This window comes from Pararhizobium mangrovi, from assembly GCF_006516965.1.
GTDB lineage: Bacteria > Pseudomonadota > Alphaproteobacteria > Rhizobiales > Rhizobiaceae > Pararhizobium_B > Pararhizobium_B mangrovi.
On the sequence record NZ_VHLH01000004.1, the window covers coordinates 13525 to 38436 of the forward strand.

At 64.9% G+C, this 24912-nt stretch carries 25 protein-coding genes; 17 read left to right on the forward strand and 8 right to left on the reverse strand.

Translation table 11 applies throughout. The features are described 5' to 3' along the window. Window positions 1-81 precede the first annotated feature (81 nt). From rpiA to FJU11_RS03080, 11 genes are all read left to right on the forward strand, one after another. On the forward strand, window positions 82-798 hold the full coding sequence (gene rpiA / locus FJU11_RS03030) for a ribose-5-phosphate isomerase RpiA (protein ID WP_141165549.1): 717 nt from the start codon (window positions 82-84) through the stop codon (window positions 796-798). Between the two features lie 4 nt (window positions 799-802). Further along, complete coding sequence (locus FJU11_RS03035; RefSeq protein WP_141165550.1) at window positions 803-1354, forward strand: DUF2059 domain-containing protein; 552 nt, start codon at window positions 803-805, stop codon at window positions 1352-1354. A gap of 99 nt (window positions 1355-1453) precedes the next feature. After that, on the forward strand, window positions 1454-2854 hold the full coding sequence (gor, locus tag FJU11_RS03040) for a glutathione-disulfide reductase (protein ID WP_141165551.1): 1401 nt from the start codon (window positions 1454-1456) through the stop codon (window positions 2852-2854). Between the two features lie 2 nt (window positions 2855-2856). After that, on the forward strand, window positions 2857-3492 hold the full coding sequence (locus tag FJU11_RS03045; protein WP_235890791.1) for a gamma-glutamylcyclotransferase: 636 nt from the start codon (window positions 2857-2859) through the stop codon (window positions 3490-3492). A 123-nt stretch (window positions 3493-3615) separates the two neighbouring features. Beyond that, window positions 3616-4995 (forward strand): class II 3-deoxy-7-phosphoheptulonate synthase, encoded by a 1380-nt coding sequence (locus FJU11_RS03050; protein ID WP_141165552.1) that lies wholly within the window; start codon window positions 3616-3618, stop codon window positions 4993-4995. A 101-nt stretch (window positions 4996-5096) separates the two neighbouring features. Continuing rightward, on the forward strand, window positions 5097-5438 hold the full coding sequence (locus tag FJU11_RS03055; RefSeq protein WP_407946652.1) for a diacylglycerol kinase: 342 nt from the start codon (window positions 5097-5099) through the stop codon (window positions 5436-5438). 59 nt (window positions 5439-5497) lie between these two features. Further along, on the forward strand, window positions 5498-7177 hold the full coding sequence (locus FJU11_RS03060; protein WP_141165554.1) for an NAD+ synthase: 1680 nt from the start codon (window positions 5498-5500) through the stop codon (window positions 7175-7177). Between the two features lie 125 nt (window positions 7178-7302). Then, on the forward strand, window positions 7303-8505 hold the full coding sequence (locus FJU11_RS03065; protein ID WP_141165555.1) for a hypothetical protein: 1203 nt from the start codon (window positions 7303-7305) through the stop codon (window positions 8503-8505). 70 nt (window positions 8506-8575) lie between these two features. Continuing rightward, window positions 8576-9832, forward strand: a complete 1257-nt coding sequence (locus FJU11_RS03070; protein ID WP_141165556.1) for an MFS transporter — start codon at window positions 8576-8578, stop codon at window positions 9830-9832. A gap of 125 nt (window positions 9833-9957) precedes the next feature. Continuing rightward, the gene (gene mgtE / locus FJU11_RS03075; protein ID WP_141165557.1) at window positions 9958-11373 is read left to right on the forward strand and encodes a magnesium transporter; all 1416 of its coding nucleotides are present in this window, start codon (window positions 9958-9960) and stop codon (window positions 11371-11373) included. A gap of 96 nt (window positions 11374-11469) precedes the next feature. Next, on the forward strand, window positions 11470-11856 hold the full coding sequence (locus FJU11_RS03080; protein WP_141165558.1) for a MerR family transcriptional regulator: 387 nt from the start codon (window positions 11470-11472) through the stop codon (window positions 11854-11856). Window positions 11857-11881: 25 nt separating this feature from the next. Here FJU11_RS03080 and FJU11_RS03085 read toward each other — a convergent pair whose 3' ends face one another. Next, a complete protein-coding gene (locus FJU11_RS03085; protein ID WP_141165559.1) occupies window positions 11882-12895 on the reverse strand; it encodes a heparan-alpha-glucosaminide N-acetyltransferase in 1014 nt (337 codons plus the stop codon). Between the two features lie 169 nt (window positions 12896-13064). Between FJU11_RS03085 and FJU11_RS03090 the strand changes: the two genes are divergently transcribed. After that, entirely contained in the window at window positions 13065-13892 is an 828-nt protein-coding gene (locus FJU11_RS03090; protein ID WP_141165560.1) for an aldo/keto reductase, read from the forward strand. 539 nt (window positions 13893-14431) lie between these two features. After that, window positions 14432-14854 (forward strand): DUF1489 family protein, encoded by a 423-nt coding sequence (locus tag FJU11_RS03095; protein ID WP_141165561.1) that lies wholly within the window; start codon window positions 14432-14434, stop codon window positions 14852-14854. Window positions 14855-14857: 3 nt separating this feature from the next. On the opposite strand, the gene FJU11_RS03100 is transcribed toward FJU11_RS03095, so the two are convergent. Next, the gene (locus FJU11_RS03100; RefSeq protein WP_141165562.1) at window positions 14858-15148 is read right to left on the reverse strand and encodes a hypothetical protein; all 291 of its coding nucleotides are present in this window, start codon (window positions 15146-15148) and stop codon (window positions 14858-14860) included. A gap of 83 nt (window positions 15149-15231) precedes the next feature. Beyond that, on the reverse strand, window positions 15232-16551 hold the full coding sequence (locus tag FJU11_RS03105; RefSeq protein WP_235890793.1) for a serine hydrolase: 1320 nt from the start codon (window positions 16549-16551) through the stop codon (window positions 15232-15234). Window positions 16552-16938: 387 nt separating this feature from the next. Here FJU11_RS03105 and FJU11_RS03110 point away from each other — a divergent pair, with 387 nt between their 5' ends. From FJU11_RS03110 to clpA, 3 genes are all read left to right on the forward strand, one after another. Further along, window positions 16939-17268 (forward strand): phasin family protein, encoded by a 330-nt coding sequence (locus FJU11_RS03110; RefSeq protein ID WP_141165564.1) that lies wholly within the window; start codon window positions 16939-16941, stop codon window positions 17266-17268. A 231-nt stretch (window positions 17269-17499) separates the two neighbouring features. After that, on the forward strand, window positions 17500-17853 hold the full coding sequence (clpS, locus tag FJU11_RS03115; RefSeq protein ID WP_141165565.1) for an ATP-dependent Clp protease adapter ClpS: 354 nt from the start codon (window positions 17500-17502) through the stop codon (window positions 17851-17853). A gap of 9 nt (window positions 17854-17862) precedes the next feature. Further along, on the forward strand, window positions 17863-20334 hold the full coding sequence (clpA, locus tag FJU11_RS03120; RefSeq protein ID WP_141165566.1) for an ATP-dependent Clp protease ATP-binding subunit ClpA: 2472 nt from the start codon (window positions 17863-17865) through the stop codon (window positions 20332-20334). Between the two features lie 133 nt (window positions 20335-20467). On the opposite strand, the gene FJU11_RS03125 is transcribed toward clpA, so the two are convergent. From FJU11_RS03125 to FJU11_RS03145, 5 genes are all read right to left on the reverse strand, one after another. Further along, the gene (locus tag FJU11_RS03125) at window positions 20468-20893 is read right to left on the reverse strand and encodes an HIT family protein (protein ID WP_141165567.1); all 426 of its coding nucleotides are present in this window, start codon (window positions 20891-20893) and stop codon (window positions 20468-20470) included. A gap of 34 nt (window positions 20894-20927) precedes the next feature. Then, window positions 20928-21257, reverse strand: coding sequence for a DMT family transporter (locus tag FJU11_RS03130; protein WP_141165568.1), 330 nt, complete (start codon window positions 21255-21257; stop codon window positions 20928-20930). Window positions 21258-21353: 96 nt separating this feature from the next. Continuing rightward, window positions 21354-22544, reverse strand: a complete 1191-nt coding sequence (locus tag FJU11_RS03135; RefSeq protein WP_141165569.1) for a GNAT family N-acetyltransferase — start codon at window positions 22542-22544, stop codon at window positions 21354-21356. A 107-nt stretch (window positions 22545-22651) separates the two neighbouring features. After that, window positions 22652-23371 (reverse strand): glycerophosphodiester phosphodiesterase family protein, encoded by a 720-nt coding sequence (locus FJU11_RS03140; RefSeq protein WP_141165570.1) that lies wholly within the window; start codon window positions 23369-23371, stop codon window positions 22652-22654. A gap of 14 nt (window positions 23372-23385) precedes the next feature. Beyond that, window positions 23386-23850 carry a RidA family protein gene (locus tag FJU11_RS03145; protein WP_141165571.1) on the reverse strand — a complete coding sequence of 155 codons (465 nt, stop codon included), beginning with the start codon at window positions 23848-23850 and terminating at the stop codon, window positions 23386-23388. A 108-nt stretch (window positions 23851-23958) separates the two neighbouring features. Here FJU11_RS03145 and FJU11_RS03150 point away from each other — a divergent pair, with 108 nt between their 5' ends. Beyond that, window positions 23959-24789, forward strand: a complete 831-nt coding sequence (locus tag FJU11_RS03150; RefSeq protein WP_141165572.1) for a cell envelope integrity EipB family protein — start codon at window positions 23959-23961, stop codon at window positions 24787-24789. The last annotated feature ends 123 nt before the right edge of the window (window positions 24790-24912 follow it).

Here is a 24912-nt window from a genome sequence, read left to right on the forward strand (position 1 = left end):
CGCTGCGCTGTCACGCCGCTTTGCTCCCGCGGGGCTTCATGCTAACAGCGCGGGCGAGAAAATCGGGAAGGACCGGGCGCAATGGACGCCGAGACGTTGAAGAGGCAGGCCGCCGAGGCCGCGTTGTCCCATGTGGAGGACGGCATGCGGCTTGGAATCGGAACGGGATCGACGGCCGAAGCCTTCGTTCACCTGCTCGCCGAACGGGTGGCGGACGGCTTTTCCGTCGTCGGCGTGCCGACCTCGGAGCGCACGGCGCGGCTCTGCCTGGACCTCGGCGTGCCGCTTCGCTCGCTCGAAGAGGAACCGGAACTCGACCTGGCGATCGACGGGGCCGACGAGGTGGACCACGAACTGCGCCTGATCAAGGGCGGGGGCGGGGCGCTTCTGCGCGAGAAGATCGTCGCTGCCGCCTCCCGCGCCATGGTGGTGATCGCCGACGAAGGCAAGCTCGTCGATACGCTCGGCGCGTTTCCGCTGCCGATCGAGGTCAATCCCTTCGGCCTGAGCGCAACGCGCATCGCCATCGAGCGTGCCGCCGAGCGGTGTGGGCTGAGCGGTGACGTCACCGTGCGCATCGGCGGCGACGGCGCTCCGTTCGAGACCGACGGCGGTCATTACATTCTCGACGGCGCCTTCGCGCGGATTCCGAATCCGGAGGGCCTTTCGAGCGCGCTTTACACGATACCGGGCGTCGTCGAGCACGGCATCTTTCTATCCATGACCTCGGCGGCCATCGTCGCCGGCGAACAGGGCGTGCGCACGCTGACCCCGCAACGTCACGAACAGGAGCATTGATACCATGACCCCATTCTTCCGACGCGGCGGCCTTGTGACGGCCTCCTTCGCTGTGGCCATGCTGGCGCTTTCGTCGGCCGCGCCTGCCCAGGACGCCCCCTCCAAGGAACAGCTCGACGCGGCACGCAATGCGATCGACGCGCTCAACGCGACGGATCGCTTCGACGCGATCCTGCCCAACGCGGCGGCCCAGATCAAACACTCCTTCATCCAGGCCGAGCCGAACTACGAGAACCAGATCACCAAGACGGTGGACGATCAGGCGCTCAAGCTTGCGCCGCGCCGGGCCGACCTCGAAAACGAGATCGCGAAGATCTACGCCAAAGACTTTACGGCCGACCAGCTGAAGGCGATCGCGAAGTTCTACAATTCCGATGCCGGGAAGGCCCTTCTCGACAAGGGTGACGATGTCGCGCAGGAAACGCTGAAGGCGGCCAATATCTGGGCAAGCGGTGTCTCCCGCGATCTTGCCACCGCAAGCCGCAAGACGCTCGAGAGCCAGATCGGCAAGACGGTCAAGGCCCAGCCGTCGGAAACCTCCAAGACGGACCAATAGCCACGGTCGATTCGACCGAAGGGTGTCGGCCGCCACTGGTTTCGTCTGCTCGGCGTCCTAGGTCGGCGTTAACGGACCGTGCAGCATGAAGGGATTGTGATGGCCGGCTACGACTACGACCTTTTCGTCATCGGCGGCGGCTCGGGCGGCGTGCGTGCCGCGCGGCGGGCTTCGTCGCTCGGCAAACGCGTGGCGATCGCGGAGGAATACCGCTACGGCGGAACCTGCGTCATTCGCGGTTGCGTACCGAAGAAGCTGTTCGTCTACGCCTCGCAATTCTCCGAAGCGTTCGAGGATGCCGCCGGCTACGGCTGGACGGTCGGCGAAACCCGCTTCGACTGGCCGACGCTGATCGCCAACAAGGACGGAGAGATCTCGCGTCTGGAGGGTCTTTACCGTAAGGGCCTCGACAATGCCGGCGCGACGATCCTGGATACGCGTGTCACGCTTCGCGACGCCCATACGCTCCATCGCCAGGATACCGGCGAGACGGTGAGCGCCGAAACCATCCTGATCGCGACGGGCGGAAGGCCCAATCCCTTCGCCTCCATGCCCGGCCACGAGCTCTGCATCACCTCCGACGAGGCCTTCCATCTGGAAACGTTGCCGAAGGCGATCACGATCGCCGGCGGCGGCTATATCGCGGTCGAGTTCGCCAACATCTTCAACGGCCTCGGCGTCGACGTCACGCTCGTCCAGCGCGGCCCGAAGATCCTTTCCGACTTCGACGAGGACTTGCGCGACATGCTCGACGGCGCGATGCGCGAGAAGGGCATTCGGCTTGTCTACAAGAACGTCCTCGAAAAGGTCGAGCGCGGCGAGGACGGACGGCTGCGCGCCCATACCTCCGGCGGCGAAGCCATCGAGGCGGACACTGTCATGCTGGCGCTCGGGCGGACGCCCAACGTCGAGAACCTCGGTCTCGAAAAGGCCGGCGTCGAGACCGCGCGATCGGGTGCCATCTGCGTCGACGGGTTCTCGAAGACGAACGTCGACAACATCTATGCCATCGGCGACGTGACGGATCGCCTGCAACTGACGCCGGTCGCGATCCACGAGGCGATGTGCTTCGTGGAGACGGTGTTCCGGAACAACCCGACTTCGCCGGACCACGAACTGGTGCCGACGGCGGTCTTCTCGCATCCGGAAATCGGCACGGTCGGCATCACCGAGGCGAAGGCCGCGAAAGATTACGCGCATGTCGAGGTGTATCGCGCCGAGTTCCGCCCGATGAAGCATACGCTGACCGGCCGGAACGAACGAATGATGATGAAGATCATCGTCAACGGCACGGATCGCACGGTGCTCGGCGTCCACCTCTTCGGGGCGGATGCCGGCGAGTTGGCGCAGACGATCGGCATCGCACTGAAGGCGGGCGCCACGAAGGACGATTTCGATCGGACAATGGCGGTCCACCCGACGGCGAGCGAGGAACTCGTGACGATGTATGCCCCGAGCTACGTGCTCAGGGACGGCAAGCGGCTCGACGAGGCGGCGTAACGGTGGCCTCCGACGGCAGCGCGAACGCGCTCGGCAAGGCGCCGATCGCCTATTTCGGCTACGGCTCGCTCGTCAATCGCGCCACGCATCGCACGGAGATCGTCGCGGCCTACCGAGCGCGGCTTCACGGCTGGAAGCGCATGTGGCGTTCGCGGCCGGACGTGCTTCTCGATCCCGCGCACGGTACGGCGTTGTCCCTGTTGAGCGTCGCCTGCAAGGCCGAGGCGGAAACCGACGGTCTTCTTGTGGTCGACCGGGCAGAGAATCTACCGGCCGTCGACGAGCGCGAAGCGCATTACGACCGTCACCTCCTGAGCGCTGCTGACATCACGCTCTTCGAGGGAAGCCTCCCGTGCGACTGTCCGGTCTACGTTTATGAAGCGCGTTCGGGCGCCGGCGACGCGGTCGCATGCCCGACGCGGCAATCCTACCTCGATGCGGTAATGCAGGGCTTTCTCGCCGAGCACGGCGAGGCGGGCCTGCGCGCCTTCGTCTTCGAGACGGACGGCTTCGACCTTCCCGTTCTCGCCGACCGTGCCGTGCCGCTCTATCCGCGTGCGGTGCGCCTCGACGCCCGCGAGGCCGGGCTCATCGACGGGCTGCTGCACGAGCGGGGCGTGCGCTTTCTCGCGGTCTGAAACGGTGGGTTTCGCGTGCGGACTATTGGCGCTATAAGCGCGGTCCAGCGCGCGAAAAGAGCCGGATCGGCGACATTTCGCGCCGAAACGCAAAACGGCACGAAGGCCGACGGGAAACGCGCCATGGCACAGGATTGGACACCCAAGAGCTGGCGGAACAGGCCGATCGAGCAGGTTCCGGAATATCCGGACCCGGCGGCGCTCGCCGATGCCGAGGCACGGCTCGCCTCCTATCCGCCGCTCGTCTTCGCCGGCGAGGCACGCCAACTGAAGGCTGGGCTCGCCAAGGTGGCCGAAGGCAAGGCGTTCCTGCTCCAGGGCGGCGACTGTGCGGAAAGCTTCGCCGAGCACGGCGCCGACAACATTCGTGATTTCTTCCGCGCGTTCCTGCAGATGGCGGTAGTCCTGACCTTCGGCGCGCAGAAGCCGGTCGTGAAGGTCGGGCGCATCGCCGGCCAGTTCGCCAAGCCGCGCTCGTCGCCGATGGAAACGCAGGCGGGTGTCCAGCTGCCGAGCTATCGCGGCGACATCGTCAACGGCATCGACTTTTCCGAAGCGGACCGCCTGCCGGATCCAGAACGCCAGATCATGGCGTACCGCCAGTCGGCCGCGACGCTGAACTTGCTGCGCGCCTTCGCGCAGGGCGGATATGCCAATCTCGACAACGTCCACCAGTGGATGCTCGGCTTCCTGCAGGATTCGCCGCAGGTGGAGAACTATCGCCGTCTCGCCGACAGGCTTTCCGAGGCGATGGAGTTCATGAAGGCGATCGGCATCAGCTCGGAAAACCATCCGGCGCTGCGCGAGACGGACTTCTTCACGAGCCACGAGGCGCTGCTTCTCGGCTACGAGGAGGCGATGACGCGCATCGATTCGACGTCGGGCAACTGGTACACGACGTCCGGCCACATGATCTGGATCGGCGACCGCACGCGCCAGCCCGACCATGCGCATGTCGAGTTCGCGCGCGGCGTGAAGAACCCGATCGGCCTGAAGTGCGGCCCATCGCTCAAGCCCGACGAACTCATCGAACTGATCGACATCCTCAACCCGGAGAACGAGGCCGGCCGGCTGACGCTCATCTGCCGCTTCGGCCACGAGAAGATCGGCGATCACCTGCCCGAACTGATCCGCGCCGTGGAACGCGAAGGCCGCAAGGTCGTCTGGTCGTGCGATCCGATGCACGGCAACACGATCACGCTCAACAGCTACAAGACGCGGCCCTTCGAGCGCGTTCTCTCCGAAGTCGATTCCTTCTTCCGCATCCATGCCGCGGAGGGAACGCATCCCGGCGGCATTCATATCGAGATGACGGGCCAGAACGTCACGGAATGCACCGGTGGCGCACGTTCGGTTTCGGCGGACGACCTGTCCGACCGCTACCACACCCACTGCGATCCCCGGCTCAATGCCGACCAGGCACTGGAGATGGCCTTTCTCGTCGCCGAACGGCTGAAGGACGGGCGGCAGAGCAAGCCTGCCATGCAGGTCGTCGGCCTTTGACGAACAGCGCGCCCTGCCACCGGGGCGCGCCCTCCGAATGAATGTGCGGTTCCGGCCGGCCTCCGGCAAGAACGCATGACGGCCCGGGAAACGCCATGCGCTTGATCAAGGCCTTTCGCAACTCGTGCGCGGGGATGGCGCACCTGATCCGCCACGAAGCTGCCTTCCGTTCGGAAATGATCCTCTTCGTCGTCGCGATTCCTGCCGCCTGGTACCTGGCGGATTCGCTGGCAACGTTCATCTGGCTCCTGGGCTCGCTCCTCGTGATCATGATCGTGGAACTGTTGAACACTGGCATCGAGCAGGTGTGCAACGCGCTGACCCGCGAGTATCGGGACGAGATCCGGATCGCCAAGGATTGCGGTTCGGCAGCTGTGCTGCTGGCGACGCTGCTTGCCGGCGCGGTCTGGCTCGTCACGCTCTACACGGTGTTTGCAGACTGAACGGTTCTTCGCTCACCGTCGGCGTTGCGCAAAGGACGGCCAGGGGCTAATTGCCCGGTATGACCGGCTCAACGATCACCGATACGATCCGCATCGCGCTCGCGCAGCTCGATCCCACCGTCGGCGACATCGCCGGCAATCTCGAGAAGGCGCGCGCGGCCCGTTCGCGAGCGGCGGAGGAGGGGGTCGACCTCCTCGTCCTCACCGAACTGTTCCTGTGCGGCTATCCGCCGGAGGATCTCGTCCTCAAGCCCGCGTTCATCGCCGCTTGCGGCCGTGCGCTGCAGGCGCTCGCCGAAGACACGGCGGACGGCGGGCCGGGCGTCGTCATCGGCTTCCCGCGCGAGGAAGACGGCAGGCGCTACAACTCGGTCGCGCTGCTCGATGCCGGCCGGATCGTCGCGGTCCGCGACAAGGTCGATCTGCCGAACTATGCGGAGTTCGACGAGAAGCGCGTCTTCGCCGCCGGCCCGATGCCGGGGCCCGTCAATTTCCGGGGCGTACGGCTCGGCCTGCCGATCTGCGAGGATCTCTGGAACGATCTCGGCGTGTGCGAGACGCTTGCCGAGAGCGGTGCGGAACTGCTGCTCGTGCCGAACGGCTCGCCCTATTACCGCGGCAAGCTCGACGTGCGCCAGCAGGTCGTCATCCGGCAGGTGATCGAGAGCGGTCTGCCGATCGTCTTCGTCAACCAGCTCGGCGGGCAGGACGAACTCGTTTTCGACGGTGCGAGTTTCGTAATCGGCGCCGACAAGACGCTTGCGTTGCAGATGCCGCAGTTCGAGGAGGCGATCGTCGTCTCGACATGGCGGCGTGCGGGCGAGGGGTGGCGCTGCGAGCCGGGACCCTTCGCTACGATCCCGGTCGGCGAGGCTTCCGACTATGCCGCCTGCATGCTCGGTCTACGCGACTACGTGAACAAGAACGGCTTCCAGGAAATCGTCATCGGCCTTTCGGGCGGCATCGATTCGGCCGTATGCGCCGCGCTCGCCGTGGACGCGCTCGGTGCCGAACGCGTGCGCGCGATCATGCTGCCGTATCGCTACACATCCGAGCATTCGCTGCGCGACGCGAAGGAATGTGCCGCAGCACTCGGCTGCCGCTACGACACGGTGCCGATCGCCGGTCCGGTCGAAGGCTTCGCTGCCGCCCTCGAACAGACCTTCGACGGCGATAGCGGAGGCGTGACGGAGGAAAACCTGCAATCGCGCACCCGCGGCACCATCCTGATGGCCGTTTCCAATCGCTTCGGCTCGATGGTGGTGACGACCGGCAACAAGTCGGAGATGTCGGTCGGCTACGCGACGCTCTACGGCGACATGAACGGCGGCTTCAATCCGATCAAGGACCTTTACAAGATGCAGGTCTACGCGCTGGCGCGCTGGCGCAATACCGCGCGTCCGGCCGGCGCGCTCGGACCGGAGGGTGAGGTCATTCCGCCGAATATCATCGAGAAGGCGCCTTCGGCGGAACTGCGCGAGGACCAGACGGACCAGGATTCGCTGCCGGCCTATCCGGTCCTCGACGACATTCTGGAATGCCTGGTGGAAAAGGAGATGGCCCTCGAGGATATCGTCGCGCGCGGCCACGAAGGCGAGATCGTGCGCCGTATCGAAAATCTTCTCTATATAGCCGAATACAAGCGCCGGCAGGCCGCCCCCGGCGTGAAGATCACGCGCAAGAATTTCGGGCGCGATCGCCGCTATCCGATCACCAACCGCTTCCGCGACGTGCTTTGAGGCAAACTGCGCCGATCGTCCGGAGGGGGGTAGCGTCGCGCCCCCTCGCGGGAACCGGAAGGCGGCGGCTGCATTCAATGGGCGTTGCATCGTCCCGTCCGGGACCCCTTCGGCGGGAGTGCTGAGTGTCCATCGATCCGATCGATCTCGTCGTTCTGGCTGCCTTCGTTCTGATCGGCGCCCTGTTCTTTTTCCCCTTCGTATCCAAGGCGAAGCTCTGGCGGGCGACGATCACGCCGCTCGCCTCGATCATCGGCAGCGGTTTTCTTGTCTCGGCCCCGCTCATGGCCGAGATCGCCGGGCGATACGCCGTTATCGTCATGGCGGTGCTGTGCGTGGCGGCCTTCTTCATCGGCTCGGCCGTGCGCCACAATATCGACGTTGTGGAGGACCGGCTGGAAAGCGATGACGCCGGCCGCACGCTCGTCTGGCTCGGCGTAGCGGCGGACACCGCGCTGTCGATCGCCTACGTCATCTCGATCTGCTTCTACGTGAAGCTGCTTTCCGCCTTCGCTCTGAAGCCGCTCGGCATGAATGCCGGCGTCATCGGAGACATTCTGACGACGGTCATCGTCGCCGGCCTCGGCCTGATCGGGCTCATTCGCGGCTTCGGCTCGCTGGAGATCGTCGAGGAATATTCCGTCGCGCTGAAGCTCGCGGTGATCGCCGGTCTCATCGGCGGGCTCGCGATGTACGACGTCGATGCGCTGAATGCAGGAAGTCTGACGCTGCCCGCTCCGCCATCGGATTTCGGCTGGCAGTCGATCCGTCAGGCGCTCGGCGCGTTGCTCATCATCCAGGGCTTCGAGACCTCGCGTTATCTGGGCGCGCACTACGAAAAGCAGACGCGCATCCGCTCCATGCGCTTCGCGCAATTGCTGGCCGGCGCCATCTACATCGCCTTCATCGCCCTCATCACGCCGCTGCTTGCCGACTTGCACGACACCAGCGAGACGGCGATCATCGACTATGCCCGCATCGTCACGCCGTTGCTGCCGATCCTGCTCACGGCGGGTGCGATCGCGGCGCAGCTTTCCGCCGCGACGGCGGATTTCGTCAGTGCGGCCGGCCTTGCGAGCCAGAACGTGCCCTCCCTGTCGCGGCGCATCCTCTATCCGGCGATCGCCGCCGTCGTCATCGCGCTGACGTGGGTGACGGATGTTTTTCAGGTGTTGACCATCGCCTCGCGCGCTTTTGCGGCCTATTATGCGATTCAATGCGTTCTCGCCCTCATGTGCCGCAGCCGCGGACTGGGCAGGAACCTCCTGTTTTCCATCGGCCTCGTCGTTTCGCTGGCAACGCTCGTCTTCGGCGTTTCGGCGCACTGACGGCCCCTGATCCTCGATCGATCCGAACGCTCCGGTGCGGCCGGCGGCACGGACTTCTTGCGTGCGTCCCATGAACCTTTCGGCACCCGCCGCCTTCCTTCGCGACAATCTGCGCTGGCTCGCCGGCGGCTTCCTGCTGACGTTCTTCTCCTCGTTCGGCCAGACCTTCTTCATCTCCCTGTCCTCCGGCCACATCCGCTCCGCGTTCGACCTCAGCAACGGCCAGTTCGGTACGCTCTACATGCTGGCGACGCTTGCCAGCGCGGTGACGCTGACGCGCCTCGGCAAGATCGTCGACACGCGAAGCGTGGCGAGCGTGGTCGTGCTCACAATGCCGTTCCTGGCGCTCGCCGCCCTGTCGATGGCCGTCTCGGGCTCCGTGCTGGTGCTGGGCGTGACGCTCTACGGGTTGCGCCTTTTCGGGCAGGGCATGATGACCCACAACGCGTTGACGGCGATGGGCCGATGGTTCTCCGCGCAGCGGGGACGGGCGGTCTCCATCACCGTGCTCGGCCAGCAGGCCGGCGAGGCGATCTTTCCGAGCCTCTTCGTGTGGCTCGCCGTCTTCGTCGGCTGGCGCACGACGTGGTTTGCCGGTGCGGTCTTTCTCGTGGTCGTCGGCCTGCCGGCGATCTACGTGCTGATGCGCGTGCCGCGTACGCCGCGTGCTTCCGACGGGCCGGAGCCGCGCAAGGCGCCGCGCGAGTGGACGCGGCCGGAAGTCCTGCGCGACCCGTATTTCTGGCTGACGCTATGCGGCGTGCTGGCGCCCGGCTTCATCGCCACGACGATCTTCTTCAACCAGGTCTATCTGGTCGAGTTGCGTGGCTGGTCGATGCCAGTCTTCGCGGGTTCCTTCGCACTGATGTCGGCCTTCAACTGCATCTTCGCCCTCATCGCCGGTTCGCTGATCGACCGCTTCACGGCCGTTGCGATCCTGCCGAGCTTTCTGGTGCCGCTTTCGCTCGCCTGCCTCGTGCTCGGCTTCGTCGGCGAACAGTGGTCGATCTTCGTCTTCATGCCGCTTCTCGGCATATCGTGGGGCTTTGCCTCCACGCTCTTCGGCGCGGTCTGGCCGGAGATGTACGGCACGCGCCATCTCGGCGCCGTGCGCTCCATCGTCATGGCGCTGATGGTGTGTTCCACCGCGATCGGTCCTGGCCTCAGCGGATACCTGATCGACATCGGCGTTTCCTATCCGGGCCAGATCGTCGCCATGGGATGCTATTGCGTCTTCGCCGCCGGCCTGATGCTCGTCGTCTCACGGCGCATCAGCGCCCGTAACGCCGTGGCCGAGACCGACGGCATGGTTCCCGTACGCGGCTGAGGCGAGACCCGCCGACCGGGCGTCGATTGTCGCCGCGCCGAGGCCTCTTCGCCTTGCGGCCCGGCTGGCCTTCCCCTATGCGGAAGGTCGGACTTTCGAACCATCCTCAATGAAAGATGCTCGCCATGAGCGACCTTCTCGAAAAAGATAGCAACGAGAAGTCGGCCGATCCGCGTGAGGCCGAGGACATCTATGCCGAGGATGGCTCCGTGCGTTCGAGCTATCTGGACCGCGTGCGCGCGGCGCTCGCCGAGGGTCGATCCGACGCGCTGACGCGCGACGTCGGTCGGCTGCACGAATCCGAACTCGGCGACCTTCTGGAGGCGCTCGACCCGGAAGAACGTACGCGGCTGGTCGATCTCCTCGGCGATGCCTTCGATTTCTCGGCGCTGACCGAGGTCGACGAGGGGATCCGGCTCGAGATCGTCGAAAGCCTGCCGAACGACAAGATCGCCATCGCACTCAGCGAGCTCGATTCCGACGATGCGGTCTACATCCTCGAGGATCTCGAGGAAGACGACCAGAACGACATCCTCGCCAAGCTGCCCTTCACCGAGCGCATCCGGCTGCGCCGTTCGCTCGATTATCCCGAGGATACCGCCGGCCGGCGCATGCAGACGGAGTTCGTCGCCGTGCCGCCGTTCTGGACGGTCGGCCAGACGATCGACTATCTGCGCGACGACGAGGAACTGCCGGAAAGCTTCTCGCAGGTCTTCGTCATCGATCCGACCTTCAAGCTGCTCGGCGCAGTCGATCTCGACCGCGTGTTGCGCACGCACCGGGCGACGAAGATCGAAGACATCATGCGCGATACGAGCCACCCGATCCCCGCGCAGATGGATCAGGAAGAGGCCGCGCAGATCTTCGAGCAGTACGATCTGCTTTCGGCCGCCGTGACGGACGAGAACGGCCGGCTCGTCGGCATCCTGACGATCGACGACGTCGTCGACGTCATCAACGAGGAGGCCGACGAGGATATCCGCCGTCTCGGCGGTGTCGGCGACGAGGAGCTTTCGGACACTGTCAGGCGCACCTCGCGCTCGCGGGTGCCGTGGCTGACGATCAACCTCGCGACGGCGATCCTGGCCGCGACCGTCATCAATCTCTTCGATGCCACGATCCAGAAGGTCGTGGCCCTTGCCGTGCTGATGCCGATCGTCGCCGGCATGGGCGGCAATGCCGGTTCCCAGACGATGACCGTGACGGTGCGTGCCCTGGCGACGCGCGACCTCGGCATCAACAACGCCGCTCGCATCATTCGCCGCGAAGTGCTCGTCGGGCTCGTCAACGGCGCCGTCTTCGGTGTCCTGATCGGCGTCGTCGCCGGCCTGTGGTTCGAAAGTCCGCAGATCGGCTACATCATCGCCATCGCCATGGTGGTCAACATGCTGGCCGCGGCCCTTGCCGGCATCTTCATCCCGCTTCTGCTCGACCGGGTCGGCGCGGATCCGGCCGTCGCTTCGACGGTGTTCGTCACGACTGTCACCGACGTCGTCGGCTTCTTCGCGTTTCTCGGCATCGCCAGCATCTGGCTGGGATAGCGTCGTCTCGGGTTCGCCGGGACGAGGACTCGTTGCCGAGCACCGGATTGACGTTTACGTAAGACGGAACCGGCGTCTTTGGACAGGGAGCGAGCGGTGGAACGAACTTACGGCATCGGCGATCTCACGCGGGAATTCGACATCTCGACGCGCACCCTGCGCTTCTACGAGGAGGAGGGCCTGATCCAGCCGGAACGGCGAGGGCGCACGCGCATCTATCGCGCGGCGGACCGGCGCACGGTGCGCGACATTCTCCGCGGCCGGCGCCTCGGTTTCACGCTGGCCGAGATCCGGGACATTCTGGCAGCGCGCGACGGCCCGCCGGCCGAGGGTGCCGACGTGCAGCGGCTTTTGAAGGACGTCGGCGAGAAGCGCGAGGCGGTACGCCGCATGCGCCGCGACATCGACGAAATGCTGGCGCAGCTCGACCACGTCGAGGAGGCCTGCCTGACGCGCCTTGCCGAAATCGGCGTCGGGACCTGAAAGGCTCTGAGCCTGCGGCAGCGCCTCATCGGGGATCGGATGGCGAAGCGTCGGCGCGCCGCGTGCACTGGCGCGCAAGGGTGAGCACCCGTTCGTCGCGAGACGTGTCGATGCGACCTTCGGTGACATCGCGGAACAGGTGCCGGCCGTTGAGTTCATCGAGCGTGCAACCGCAAAAGCGCGTGCAGAAGGCTTCGCCGCGCGAGGCGGTGCACTGCGTCCGGCAGCTCGACAGGTAGCTTTCCTCCACCCCGCTCGTGCTCGGCGGAACGGTCTGGCTGGCGAGGAAAACCAGACCGAACAGGATCGGCTGGTGAAGGAGATAGACCCCCAGGCTGTGTCGACCGGCAAGGGCGAGCCAGCGCGTCGGGCGGATGTTGCGGGCAGGGGCGCGCTCGCGAAGCCATGTGAAGACGCCATAGCGCAGGCCGAGGCGCGCGCCGGCGATGCCCGCCAGGACCGGTGCCAGCCATGGAAGCAGCGGCACGTAGTCGTTCGACGGCGGCAGATGTCGCGAAAGTCCGACGAACCATAGCGGCGCAACGTCGAACAGGGAGCTCGAGTCGAAGAAGGGGACGACGAGGACCACACACGCGACGACGAGCGTCGCGACCGCCGGAAGGCGCAGGAAGGCGAGCCCGATCACGCTCGAAAGGGCAATGGAGTGGAGGATGCCGAAGAAGATGAAGGTCTCCGGCGTCATGAAATAGGTGACCACCGTGATGGCGGCCGCGCCGGCGAGAATCATCGCCAGGCGCTTGGCGAAGCTTCGCCACCGAATGCCGGGCCCGTGCGCGAGCACGAGGCCGACACCGACGAGGAAGAGGAAGCTCGAAGCGTCGATGCGTGCGAGCAGCTTCCAGCCGCCGACATCGACCGCGGGCGCGGCGATGTAGCCGAAATACTGAAGATCCCAGCCGAAATGGTAGGTCGCCATGGCGACGATCGCGAGTCCGCGCAGCGCATCGATCCAGACGATCCGTCCCGATCCGCGAGCGACGGGCGACAGGCCCGTCGCCTCGGGCTTTACCTGCTGCATGAAGACCCTACCCTTAGCACCTCGACCGTGCCGCGCTGCGACGATGACGATCCGTCCATCGACGGCGACAATCGCAGCGACGCGGCATGGCCACGCCCGACCTATATGGACGGCACCGTTTGGGCAAACCGAACGGTGCCCCCGAACCCTCGAAATCAGGAGCAGCCCCATGGACGCCATTTCCGCCGGCGGTGCAGAAATCCCCGTCATCGGCTTCGGAACGTGGACGCTGAAGGGCGACGCGTGCACCGATCTCGTCAGCGAAGCCCTCGCGGCCGGTTACCGGCATATCGATACGGCGATCATGTACGGAAACGAGGAAGAGGTCGGCAAAGCCATCGCCGGTTCGTCGCTGGCGCGAGACGACGTCTTCCTGACGAGCAAGGTCTGGTACACCGACATCGGCCCCGGCGACCTCGAACGCGCGGCCGAGGCAAGCCTCGGAAGGCTCGGCGTCGAAACGCTCGACCTCTTGCTCATCCACTGGCCGAACCCCCAGATCCCGCTCGCCGATTCGATCGGCGCCCTGAACCGGGCGCGCGAGCGCGGCCTTGCACGGCACATCGGCGTATCGAACTTCACCATCGGCATGCTGGAGGAGGCCGTCGAACTGTCCGACGCGCCGATCGTGTGCAATCAGGTCGAGTCGCATCCCATGCTCGACCAGCGCCGCGTCCATGCCGCGTGCCGCGAGCACGACGTCGCAATGACGGCCTACGCCCCGCTCGGCCGTGGCGAGGCGTTGTCTGCAGACCCCGTGAAGGACGCAGCGGAGGCGCACGGCAAGACGGCGGGGCAGGTCGTCCTTCGCTGGCACGTGCAGCAGGGCGGGATCACCTGCATTCCGCGCAGCTCGCACGCCGAACGCGTGCGCGAGAACATCGACATCTTCGACTTCGAATTGAGCGATGCCGAGATGGATGCCATCGGTACGCTTCGCAGCGCGAACTACCGCATCTGCGATGCGGATTTTGCGCCGACATGGGACGCGCCGTAAGGAGGTATCGGGCCGCCGGCGCGTTGACGCCGCGTTAACGTTCGAGGCCGAAAGATGGTCGCGGCGGGTAGGCTTTTCGAGGCCGTTTCCGTCAAGCCATTGAAAGGACAAGGGCCGATCGGGAGCCGTTGCGTCATGCACATGGCTGACCTGTGAAAATGCGCCACGCAAAAGCCGTTTTCCGGGTTGTCGGGCCTGCCGCCTTTCTGTAGAAGCCGCCACGCGCCGGGCGGGGAGCTCGGCAACGTGTTCACATTGGATCGGGAGTCGTCATGGAAGAGACTGCTCACAAGTCCTGCTGGGGCGTAACGCTCCGTGCGGTTATCGGCTTTGCGGGTGTTCTGGTTCTGGCGTATCTGCTCGGCGGAATCTGAAGCGCCCCCGAAGCGAGCGATATTCGCATCTATTTCCGAGATCGAACGGGCGGCTCCATCGGCGAGCCGCCCGTTTTCTTTGTGTGAACGAGCCAGTTGTGGATCGACGCTCTTCGCCCGAGCGCGCATGCTTGACGGGGCGTGCGGGCGATCTAACAAGGAACCATGGCCCTCAATCTTCTCAAGCTTTGCGTCGGAGTCGAGACCGTCGAGGATCTCGAGGCGAGCATAGCGCGCCGGATCGCCGGAAACGGAACGCATCGCCCGTTCCACACGACGCGCATGGTGCCGCGCCGGGCGGAAGAACTGCTTGAAGGCGGTTCGCTCTACTGGGTCATCCGCGGCAACGTGCAGGCCAGGCAGCGGCTCGAGGCGATCGATCCGTTCACCGACGCGGAAGGCATTTCGCGCTGCCGGCTCGTGCTCGATCCGGCGCTGCAGCGCACCCGCTGGCAGCCGCGCCGTCCGTTCCAGGGCTGGCGCTATCTGGCCGCGAAGGACGCTCCGCCAGATCTCGGCGCGGACGACGATATGGCCGGCTTGCCGGGCGAGCTGCAGCGCGAACTCGCCGACCTCGGCCTTCTGTGAACCTCAACCGTCCGTAAGCGGTGCTTCCAGGCTGATGCGCACGGCGCTCTCGCCGATGGGCGAAAGGACGTCGATCCTGATGCGCGTCTGCGGCTGGGAGGCGCGCCAGGCGCGTGCGCCATGGCAGCGCAGGAGGCCAACGATGTCGCGTGTGCGCATGCGCGAGCGCGAGAAGCGAAACTCCGCCAGCCGCATGGCCGCTTCGTGCAGCGGATTGAGCCTCTGGCGGCGTGGCGTGGTGTCGACGGGTCCCGGGTCGGTGGGAAGATCGACGGCGCTTTCCCGTATGGTCATGGTTGCCTCGCTACGCAGAACAAATGAAAACGCGTGGTCGTTGGAGCCGTCCGCCGGCCGCAAATCGGCGGGCGGCCCGTCTCTTACTGTTCGCTCGCCCAGCAGGCGAAGCCAGCCTTCTTCAGCCGGTCGCAGGCCGACCAGGCATCGTCCTTGCCGTCGAAGCCGCCGAAGCGGGCGCGGTACATGCGCGTATCGCCATTGCCGTAGACGACGGTGAAGGGCTGGGCGGAAGCGAGCTGGGCACCCTTGGCGTCTTCTGCCTTGCGGAGAAGCCGCGCTGCCGCGGCGTGGTCGGGCATGGCGCCGATCTGGATCACCCAGCCGCTCTGCGAGGCGATCGTCGAACCCGTCGTCATGGCATCGATCTTGGCCGTCTCCCGCGCCGCATCGGGCTGCGGCAGGGTCTGCGCGCCGGGATCGGCGGCAGGAACCGCGATCGCGTCCTCTTGCTGCTGCAGCGTGCGGATGAGCGCCTGACGGCCGATGACCGGGCGCGGCTCGGGCATCGGGAAATCGTCCTCGGGCATCGGTTCCGCATAGGCGAGCGCGACGCGAGCGGTCGTCGATTCGCGGAACTGCGGACGCGGGCCGTGGTTGGGCAACTCGATCGCAGCCAGCGTCGGGGCAGGGGCCGTGCGGGCGATGAGGTCCGAGGAGCCCCGGGTGGAGGCCTTCGGCACGTAGGTCGCGAGAAGCTTCTTCATCGTGTTGTCGCGCGAGCGCCAGCTCGTGCCGCCCATGACGACGGCGACGACCTTGCGGTTGTCGCGATCGACCGAGGTGACGAGATTGAAGCCCGAGGCCGAGGTGAAGCCGGTCTTGATGCCGTCGACGCCCTTGACCTCGCCGAGCAGGTGGTTGTGGTTGCCGATCGTATGGCCCTTGTAATGGAAGGCCTGCGTCGAGAAGAAGTGGAAATACTGCGGGAAATGCTCGCGCAGGGCGATGCCGAGGCGCGCCATGTCGCGCGCCGTGGTCATCTGGTGGCGGTTCGGAAGACCGTTCGCGTTGCGAAACGTCGTGCGCGACATGCCGAGCGCATGCGCCTTCGTCGTCATGATCCGCGCGAAGTTGTCCTCGGTTCCGCCGAGCAACTCGGAAAGAGCGACCGCGACGTCGTTGGCCGAGCGCGTGACGAGCGAAAGGATCGCCTGCTTCACGGTGACGGAGGAACCCACTGGCACGTAGAGCTTCGACGGTTCCTGGCTCGCGGCGAGCCTCGAGATCGGCACGGGCGTATCCATCGAGATGCGTCCGCGGGAAAGCGCCTCGAAAGTGAGGTACAGCGTCATCATCTTCGTCAGCGACGCGGGATAGCGATGTGCGTCGGGCGCGCTCGAATAAAGCGTCTTGCCGGTCTTGGCATCGACGACGATCGCGGCATCGTTGGAGTCGGCCATGGCGGTCGACAATCCGCCTGCGACGAGCGCAAACGCCAGAACGACGATCTGGACGAGCGCCGCGAAACGGCGATGGTCCTTATTCAGTTGGGGACGATATGGCTTTAAATGAAACACGCGGAGACTCTTCGGCTCGAACTCGATTGGATTCGTTTCGGACCGCATCCCCGTAGCACCCCCGTGCATCCCCAGCGCGACCCGTGATGAAACGCTAGCCGCGCGCCGTTACCATTCCGTTTATCGTGAACGGAAGCTTGACGAGGGGCAACCCTTCCGTGCCGATAGCGAACGCCAGAAATTGTGCGCTGCACCATACGGCTTGACATTTTTGTGCGCTGCATTCATATTCCGGCCATGCGAACGACAAACACGAAGGGAGTGACGGCGATGTATAATTTCGACGATGCGAACAAGGTCGGCCAGGAAGCCATGGATACGATGCTCAAGAGCTATTCCATGATGGCGCAGGGCTTCCAGACGCTCGCCAGCGAAGCTTCGGACTATTCGCGCAAGTCCTTCGAGGACAGTGCTGCGATGGTCGAGCAGCTCGCCGGCGCGAAAAGCATGGAAAAGGCTTTCGAGATCCAGGGCGAATATGCCCGTTCCGCCTACGAAAGTTTCGTCAGCCGCGCCACGCGCATGAGCGAGATCTACGGCGAGATGGCGCGCGAAGCCTACCAGCCTTTCGAGAAGGCCGCGTCGAAGGTCAACGGCTAAGCCGCGACCGAACGACCCAATACGCTCGATATGACCCGGCAGCGCCTCCGCTGTCGGGTTTTTCGCGTTTCAAGACGACGAACGGGTGAATGTTTACCGTTGCGGCACGCTTCAAGGGGCTTAAAATCATGGTCGAAGAACCCATTTAGCTGGGTGAGGCAAACCGGGCCGAAAGGCCGGCTTTCGTCGGTCGGGGCCGCAAACGCATTGGGGATACGACGAGTGCTCGTGATGTCGATCAGGATGGCCGACAAGGACGGCGACAACGGCGACCGCAAGAACGGCGACGACCGTGGGACGTCCGTCATCACGCGCACCAAGCCGCGGGTAAAGAAGCCCAGCCTCTACCGGGTTCTCCTCCTCAACGACGACTACACGCCGATGGAGTTCGTCATCCACGTACTGGAGCGCTTTTTCAAGAAGGACCGCGAAGCGGCGACGCGCATCATGTTGCACGTGCATAATCACGGCGTCGGAGAGTGCGGGATATTCACCTACGAGGTGGCGGAAACGAAGGTCACGCAGGTCATGGACTTCGCCCGTCAGAACCAGCATCCGCTGCAATGCGTGATGGAAAAGAAATGAGGATTCATCGTGCCTACATTTTCTCCAAGTCTTGAAAAGGCGCTGCATCAGGCGCTGACGCTGGCGAACGAGCGCCATCACGAATATGCGACGCTCGAACACCTGCTTCTCGCGCTGCTCGATGATACCGACGCATCCGCCGTCATGGGCGCATGCAGCGTCGATCTCGCGGAACTTCGCAAGGTCGTGACCGACTACGTCGACAACGAGCTTTCGAACCTTGTGACAGGCTACGACGAGGACTCCAAGCCCACTTCCGGATTCCAGCGCGTCATCCAGCGCGCGGTGATTCACGTGCAGTCGTCCGGTCGCGAAGAAGTGACCGGGGCCAACGTGCTGGTCGCGATCTTCGCCGAGCGCGAGAGCCATGCGGCGTATTTCCTGCAGGAGCAGGACATGACGCGCTACGACGCGGTGAACTTCATCTCCCACGGCATCGCCAAGCGTCCCGGCGCCTCCGAAGACCGTTCGGTGCACGGCGCCGAGGAGAGCGAGCAGGAGAACAAGGCTTCCGGCGAACCGGAAGAAGGCGGCAAGAAGAAGAACCAGGACGCGCTCACTGCCTATTGCGTCAACCTCAACGAGAAGGCCCGCAACGGCAAGATCGATCCGTTGATCGGCCGCGTTTCCGAGGTCAATCGCACGATTCAGGTGCTGTGCCGCCGCTCCAAGAACAACCCGCTCTATGTCGGCGATCCCGGCGTCGGCAAGACGGCGATCGCCGAAGGTCTCGCCAAGCGCATCATCGAGGGCGACGTTCCCGAAGTCCTGAACGAGGCGGTGATCTACGCCCTCGACATGGGCACGCTGCTCGCCGGCACGCGCTATCGCGGTGACTTCGAAGAGCGGCTGAAGCAGGTCGTGAAGGAACTCGAAGAGATGCCGCACGCGGTGCTCTTCATCGACGAGATCCATACCGTGATCGGCGCCGGCGCGACGTCGGGCGGTGCGATGGATGCGTCGAACCTTCTCAAGCCCGCGCTTTCGTCCGGTACGATCCGATGCATCGGTTCGACGACCTACAAGGAGTTCCGCCAGTTCTTCGAGAAGGACCGGGCGCTGGTGCGCCGCTTCCAGAAGATCGACGTCAACGAGCCGTCGCTTGACGACGCGATCGACATCATGCGCGGGCTGAAGCCGTATTTCGAGGATTACCACAAGATCAAGTACACCGATCAGGCGATCCGCACCGCCGTGGAACTGTCCTCGCGCTACATCAACGACCGCAAGCTGCCGGACAAGGCGATCGACGTGATCGATGAGACGGGCGCAGCGCAGATGCTCCTTTCCGAGAAGAAGCGGCGCAAGACGATCACCGAAAAGGAGATCGAGGCGACCGTCGCGACCATGGCCCGCATCCCGCCGAAGACCGTCTCCAAGGACGACGAATCCGTCCTCGAAAATCTTGAGCAGGAACTGAAGTCCGTGGTTTACGGCCAGGATCTGGCGATCGAGGCGCTCTCGTCGGCGATCAAGCTGTCGCGGGCCGGCCTTCGCGAACCGGACAAGCCCATCGGCAGCTACCTCTTCTCCGGCCCGACCGGTGTCGGCAAGACGGAGGTCGCCAAGCAGCTCGCGACGTCGCTCGGCGTGGAACTGCTGCGCTTCGACATGTCGGAGTACATGGAGCGGCACACGGTCTCGCGCCTGCTCGGTGCGCCTCCCGGCTATGTCGGCTTCGACCAGGGCGGCCTGCTGACGGACGGAATCGACCAGCATCCGCACTGCGTGCTCCTCCTCGACGAGATCGAGAAGGCGCATCCGGATCTGTTCAACATCCTGTTGCAGGTGATGGATCACGGCTCGCTGACCGATCACAACGGCAAGAAGATCGACTTCCGCAACGTCGTCCTCATCATGACGTCGAATGCCGGTGCGTCGGACATGCAGAAGAACGCTATCGGCTTCGGTTCCTCGCGCCGCGAGGGCGAGGACGTCGAGGCGATCAACCGCCTCTTCACGCCGGAGTTCCGCAATCGTCTCGATGCCATCATTCCGTTCGGCGCGCTGCCGACGCCGGTCATCCACCGCGTCGTCGAGAAGTTCGTCATGCAGCTCGAGGCACAGCTCGCCGAGCGCGGCGTGACCTTCGACCTTTCGGAGGAATCGATCTCCTGGCTCGCCGAAAAGGGCTACGACGAGCGCATGGGTGCCCGTCCGCTCGGCCGCGTGATTCAGGAGAACATCAAGAAGCAGCTCGCCAACGAGGTGCTCTTCGGCAAGCTCAGGAAGGGCGGAACGGTGAAGGTCACCGTCGGCCAGAAGGACGACGGCACGAACGGCCTCATCCTCGAGGCGATCCCGGACGAAAAGCCGGTTCGCCCGAAGAAGGAGAAGGCGGCATCGCGCGGCAAGGCGAGGTCCGGTACCGCAGCGGGCGCCGCGAAGGTCGGCGACGGCTCGAGCGAGCCGAACGACAAGGCCGAAAGCAGCGCGCAGCACAAGAACGGAACGGTTCCGAAGGTCTCCCGGAAGAAATAGAGAACCGATCCTTCTGAACGAGAAAGCCGCGGGCCTTCCGGTCCGCGGCTTTCTCGTATGGGTCGTCCATCGAGCGGGGTCGTCGAGCCGCTATCGAGGCGGCTTGCCGGTCGATCGGTGCGGTACGCGCGGCTCAGCCGAGTGCGGCGCGGATCTTTTCGCCGCCTTCGCGAAGCGTTTCGGGATCGGCCATCGCGTCGCTGTGGCGCTTCAGTTCCACCCCTTCGAAGCGCGGCACGATGTGGACGTGCGTGTGGAAGACGGTCTGGCCGCTTGCGGGTTCGTTGTAGGACTGGATGAGCACGCCATCGGCCCCGAACCCCGCTTTCGCCGCACGCGCGACCTTCTGGACCGTCGCCATCAGATGCGAAAGATCCTCCGGCCCGATGTCGAGGAGGTTGCGCGAAGGCGCCTTCGGAATGACCAGGCAGTGGCCCGGCCCCATCGGCATCGCGTCCATGAACGCATAGCAGTGTTCGTCCTCGTAGAGCTTCTCCGAGGGGATCTCGCCGCGCAGGATCTTGGCGAAGACGTTGTCGGGATCGTAATCGGCGGCCATGCGCGTTTCTCCGTGAATTTTCCTCGCGGTGAGACTAATGCGGCAGGTTCCGCGAGAACAGGTTGACGATGATGATTCCGGCAATGATGAGGGCAAGCCCGATAACGGCCGGCGCATCGAGGCGCTCGCCGAGAAACACGACGCCGATGGTCGCGATGAGGACGATGCCCGTCCCCGACCAGATGGCGTAGATCACGCCGACGGGCATGCTGCGCACCGTCAGCGAAAGGAAATAGATCGCCAGCGCGTAGCCGACGATGCAGATCGTCGATGGAAGCAGTCTGGTAAAGCCGGCGGTCTGCTTCAGGGCAGAGGTGGCGACGACCTCGAAGCACACGGCGACGAAGAGCAGAAAATAGGTCAAGGCACGCGATCTTGAACGGATGGAACGGTCGGTCCGGGAAGGACGGTATCGGGACGTGAATGCCCCGAACGGCTCTAACACGACGCGAAAGGCGGGTCAGCCCTTGCGGTAGGGTCCTCGGTCGCTCAGCACCTCGCTCACATGCTCGACCTCGTCGCGTTCCTCTTCGAGATAGGCCGAGACGGCACGGCGCAGCCCGCGGTGCGAAATGAAGTGCGCCGAATGGGTCGTTACCGGAAGGTAGCCGCGCGACAGCTTGTGCTGCCCCTGCGCGCCCGCCTCGGCGCGGGCGAGCCCGTTGGCGATGATGTAGTCGATCGCCTGGTGATAGCAGATCTCGAAATGCAGGAAGGGATGGTCCTCGACGCATCCCCAGTGCCGGCCGTAGAGGCAGTCGCCGCCGATGAAGTTGATCGCGCCGGCGATGTAGCGCCCCTCGCGCCTGGCCATGATGAGAAGGACGTCGTCGGCCATGCGCTCGCCGATCATGGAGAAGAACGAGCGCTTGAGATAGGGCCGGCCCCATTTGCGGCTGCCGGTATCCATGTAGAATTCGAAGAAGGTATCCCAGGTGTCCTCGGTCAGGTCGCGGCCCGTCAGCCATTCGACCGAAACGCCGTTTTCGAGCGCCTCCCGGCGTTCGCGCCTCAGCGTCTTGCGCTTGCGCGAGGCGAGCGTCGCAAGGAAATCGTCGTAGCTCCCATATCCCTCGTTGGCGAAGTGGAACTGCTGGTCCGTGCGATGCAGGTAGTCGTGCTCGGTAAAGACGCCGATCTCGTCGTCGGGCACGAAGGTGACGTGCGCCGAGGAAACGTCGTGGCGCCGGGCGAGCGCCTTCAGCCCCTCGGCAAGCGCGACCTGGACGCTTGGACGGCGCTCGTCGGCGACCGTGAGCAGGCGCGGGCCCGTCGCCGGGGTAAAGGGAACGGAAGCCTGCAGCTTGGGATAGTAGCGCCCGCCGGCGCGCTCGAACGCGTCGGCCCAACCGTAGTCGAAGACGTATTCGCCCTGGCTGTGGCTCTTCAGGTAGCAAGGCAGCGCGCCGATCACGCTCCCGTCTTCGTCGCGAAGCAGGAGGTGCTGGCCGAGCCAGCCGGTGTCGGCCGTCGCCGAGCCCGATTCTTCCAGCGCCGAAAGAAAGGCATGGGAAAGAAACGGATTATAGGGGTGTGCTTCCGTGGAAGCCGCGCGGGTCGTACCGGCAAGCCGGCTCCATTCAGCCGGGTCGATGTCCGAGAACGAGGAAACGACCTCGATGCGGACCTCCCGTTCGTCTGGACTGCTCATCGCTTCCCCGCCCGATCCTGCGTGATCCATGAACCGGGATGTAAACCTTTGCCGCGCTGCGGCAAGAACCCGGGTGGCAAGGCGACGCACCGGGCCGGTCGCCACATTCACTCGTCTGCGCGTGGGTCGAATCCTTCGAAGGTCATCTGATCGGCGTGCGCACGGCTCGTCTCGCGGCCTGCCGTGTTGCGCACCGTCCAGGAAACGACCGGGATCCCAGCCTTGCGAAGCCCGTCGGTAAACGGGTTCGGCAGGTGGTCGACATTGTAGGAGACGAAGTGGAGGCCCTGGGCCATGAGGGAGCGGTGGCGCGAGAACGCCTTCTCGTCGTTTCCTTCCGCCGTCAGTCCGATGGGCACGGAGGGTTCGAGTGCAATCAATTCTTCGAGAATCCAGTCATCGAACGACATGAGCGCGACCGGTCCCACATAGGTTTCGACTGCTTCGAGGACGGCGCCGGCAAGGCCGTCGTCGTCTCCACGGCGGCCTTTCAGTTCGATGACGAGCGGAACGCGGCCGGCGACACGATCGAGCGTCTGGCCGAGCGTCGGGATGCGCTGGCGGGTGCCGGCGAGCACCATCTGCTGCAGGTCGGTCGAAAGCTTGTCCGCCACCGCACCACCGAGCGGGCAAAGCCGATCCAGCGTTTCGTCGTGAAAGACGATCGGAACGCCGTCGGCGGGAAACTGGACGTCGCACTCGATGGCGAAGCCTGCTTCGGCCGCGCGCTCGAAGGCGGCGAGCGAGTTCTCGACGATCCCCGCATCGAGGTCGTGAAAGCCGCGATGGGCGATCGGGTGCGCAGTCAGCCATTCGAGATCGGGCATCGGCAGATCCTCCTTCAGGCGATTTCGAAATGCGCGTCGATCTCGACGGCGGCATTCATCGGCAGCGCGGCCATGCCGACCGCCGCCCGCGCATGGCCGGCCCGCTCGCCGAGAACGTCGGCGAAGAAGTCCGATGCGCCGTTGATCACCTTGTGCTGGTCGGTGAAATCCGGCGTCGAGGCGACGAAGCCGTTGATCTTGACGAGGCGGACGACGCGTTCGAGCTCGCCGAGCGCCGAAGCGGCCTGCGCGAGGATATTGACGGCACACCACAACGCCGCTTCCTGGCCCGCCGCGACGTCGAGGTCCCGGCCGAGATGGCCCGTATATGCAAGCGTGCCCTCCCGCATCGGCAACTGGCCGGAAACGTAGAGCGCGTTGCCGCAAACGACGAAGGGCAGGTAGTTCGCTGCCGGGGCGGCGGCGTCGGGCAGGGCGATGCCGCGCGCTTCCAGGCGGCTGGCGATGGTCGTGCTCATGAAAGGCTCCGTGGCGGATGGGGCGGGGATGGCGATCGAAGCGAACCGCTCGCTTCTGCCTTCGCCTGTCTATATCATGCGAGAGCGGGTTCGACAGGAGGCGCGTGCATGCGAATTCGGGCGGCATGGATGGCGAAGGCCGCCGCACTCGTCTGGCTTCTGGCCGGCAACGCGCCGGCGTTTGCCGTTTCGGCGAGCGACCTCGCGACGCATCGTGCCGTCTACGACCTTTCCCTCGTCGACGCGACCGACCGTTCGGGCGTCGGCGCGATGAACGGGCGGATGGTCTACGAGTTCACCGGCTCGTCCTGCGAAGGCTTTTCGTCGCGCTTTCGCCTCGTCACGCAGATGGCGAGCGACGGCACGGTTCGCGTCAGCGACCAGCAGTCGACGACCTACGAGGATCTGAAACGGCGGATCTTCCGCTTCATCAATCGTTCCTTCGTCGACGATCGCGCGGATTCCGTCGTCCGCGGCTTGGCCGAAGGCGAGGCGAACGGCATTGCGGTCGACGTCACACGGCCGGCCGGTCGTCACTTCGACCTGCCGGCCGCCCTTTTCCCGACCGAGCACACGCTCGAAATGATCGACCATGCGCAAAAGGGCGAACGGGTCTACCAGTCGACGATCTACGACGGTACCGGCCGCGCGGACGCCACCTCCATGACGACGGTGGTGCTCGGACACCGGCATGCGCCCGATCCCCAGAACGCCGAGACGAAGGCGCTCGGCTCGATGGCGGACCAGCCGTACTGGCCGGCCAGTGTCGCCTTCTTCGACCAGAACAAGAGAGCCGATGAAACGCCGAGTTATCGCATGGAGTTCAAGCTCTACCGGAACGGCGTCACGCGCGACCTGACGATGGATTACGGCGATTTCGCCCTTCACGGGACGCTCGTCGACCTCGCCTTCCTCAAGCAGCCCACCTGCACGCAATAGGTCGCGTATTCACCCGTTCAGCAAACCGACAGGTTCTCTCCGGTAGGATGCCGGCCAATCGCATAGCGTGCCTGTGGCGTAGCGTATCGGCGCCGTTGTCCGCACGTCTGGGGTTTGGCGTTT